This is a genomic window from Streptomyces sp. NPDC054840 (assembly GCF_053611065.1).
In genome coordinates, this window is the sequence record NZ_JBSGZP010000923.1 from 1 (window position 1) to 2,301 (window position 2,301).

Genomic DNA, 2,301 nt, shown 5'->3' on the forward strand with positions numbered 1-2,301 from the left:
CCGGGCGATCCGCGACGGCCGGGAACCGGAGCCGTACGAGATTCCGCAGGTCCGCTTCGCCGACTCGGTCGCCGCCGAGCTGGAGTCCCTCGCGTCCGTCGAGGACCAGGCGTACTGGCGCGGACGGCCTCGGCGGTCTCCTGCTGGACCTCGGCCAGCCGGGAGCGCAGGTGCTCGGCCTCGCTTCGGGCCCGCTGGGCGGCCGTGGCGGCGGCGGTGGCGTCGCGGTGCGAGGCCTCGCCGGTGGCCTGGAGGGCGGCGGACCGCTCCTCCTCCTCGTTGGCGAGCCGCTCGCCGTGCTCGGCGGCGGTGTGCAGGGCCCGGACGAGCTCGCCGGCCGCCGTGGCGCGGGCGGCCAGGGCCGGGGCGGCGTCCCGCTCGGCTTCCAGGATCGCGGCGGCGACGCGTGATGAGCGGTCGGCGGCAGCCCGATGGCGCAGCACGTTCTCGGCGGCCTGCCAGGCGGCGTGCAGGGTGCGGGCTTCGAGGAGTTCGCGGCGCTGGGCGGCGGCGGCCTTGTCGGCGACGGTCAGGGCCAGCGAGGCGTGCCGGTAGGCGAGTTCGGCGGAGACGGCGGCGCTGCGGGTGCGCGCGGATTCCGCGGCGGTGACCTGGTGGGCGGCGCCGGTGACCTGCTGGGCGAGGTCGGCGGCCCGGCCGCGTTCCTCGGCGGCGCGGGCGGACAGCCGCCGGGCGAGGGTGCGCGTACGGCGTTCCGCGCCCGCGTGGACGTCGCGCAGGCGGGAGCGGGCTCCGGCGGCCTCGACGATGCGGGTGAGGAGGTCCACCGAACCGGCGGTGAAGTCCCGTTCGGCCATCAGCTCGGCACGGCGGCCGAGCTTGTTGCCGAAGCCGTGGACGAGGTCGGCGAGGCCGTCCGTGTCGCGGGTGTCGGTGACGGCGCGCAGCAGGAGGTCGGTGAAGTCGGAGTCCTTCTTGACCGCGAAGAGGCCGGCCGCCTCGCCCTCGTCGGCGTTCATCTCGCGCTGGTAGCGGAAGAGTTCGGGGTCGAGGCCGAGTTCGGTGAGGTGCTCGTTCCAGCGGTCGTGGATCTCCTCGAAGTACACCTCCAGGTGCGGGTACGCCTTGCCGGCCTCGGTGAGGGAGTCGCGGAAGCCCTTCATCGTGCGGCGGCGGCCCTGGGCCCCGGAGGCGCCTTCGACGGGCGGGCGCACGGAGGTGGCCTCGGCGACGGGCAGGCTGTCGAGGCTCAGGCCGGGGCCGGGGCGGAAGGAGTACCAGGCTTCGGCGAACTTGCGCGGGTCGCTGGAGACCTGGCGGCCGCGCCATTCGCTGACCTTGCCGACGACCACGCACTCGCCGGTCTGGGTGTGCTGCCATTCCAGGGCGACGTGGCCGCAGTCGTCGGCGAGCAGGAACTTGCGCAGGACGCCGGAGCTGGCGCCGCCGAGGGTGTTGCGGTGTCCCGGGAGCATGACCGAGAAGATCAGCTTGAGGAGGACGGACTTGCCGCCGCCGTTCTCCAGGAAGAGCACACCGGCGGGCGCGGGCCGGCGCGGCGGTCCGGTGGGCTCGTCCTCGAAGAACTCCGCCTGGGTCGGCGCCGGGTGGGGTACCGGCTCGCCGACTCCGCGCAGGTCGAGCACGGTGTCGGCGTAGCGCGCACCGGCGGGCCCGATGGAGTAGAGGCGGATCCGGGACAGCTCGTACATGGCGGCGGACTCTCGTGGTGTCTTGGTGAGGCGGGACGTACGGGGATCGGGGCGCGGGCCGCGCGGCCCGGGGGCTCAGGCGTGGAACGGGAGGCCGGCGTCGGCCGCCAGTTCCAGGTCGTCGCCCTCGGGCGGCGGCAGCAGGGTGGCGGAGCCGTCACTGACGGGGACCACGCCGAGCTCCAGGAGCTCGGCCATCGCCGCGCTGCCCGCCATGTCCCGGACCTGGAGCTGGTAGCGGGGGGTGGTGCGGTAGGTGCCGCCGGCCTCGTCCCCGGTGCGCTGGAGGAAACCGGAGTCGGTGAGGAAGGCGGCCGCCTTGCCGACGATGCCGGTGGTGGAGCCCGCGAGGCGGCGGGCGTCCTTGGTGGCGCCGGTCGCGCTGCGGCGGGCGTAGACGCGCCAGGCGGCCTCCAGGCCGGGGGCGTCGGAGGCCGGGTCGGTGTTCTCGCCGAGCTCCTCGGCGCGCTCCTCCAGGCGGCGGCAGGTCTGCCGGACGAAGGCGTCGACTCCGTTGACGGTGATGCGGCCGATGTAGCCGTCGTCGGCGAGGTCCTCGGGGCGCGGGAAGGCCAGGGCGGCTACGGCGAGGTGCGCGAGGCCGTGCAGGAAGCGATCGGCGGAGTCG

Annotated in this window: 2 pseudogenes; both read right to left on the minus strand. The window is 75.3% G+C overall.

Annotated elements, in window-relative coordinates:
- A pseudogene (locus ACWGIU_RS35985) lies at positions 1–1,673 on the minus strand (hypothetical protein); the annotation flags it as partial.
- 75 nt (positions 1,674–1,748) lie between these two features.
- A pseudogene (locus ACWGIU_RS35990) lies at positions 1,749–2,301 on the minus strand (hypothetical protein); the annotation flags it as partial.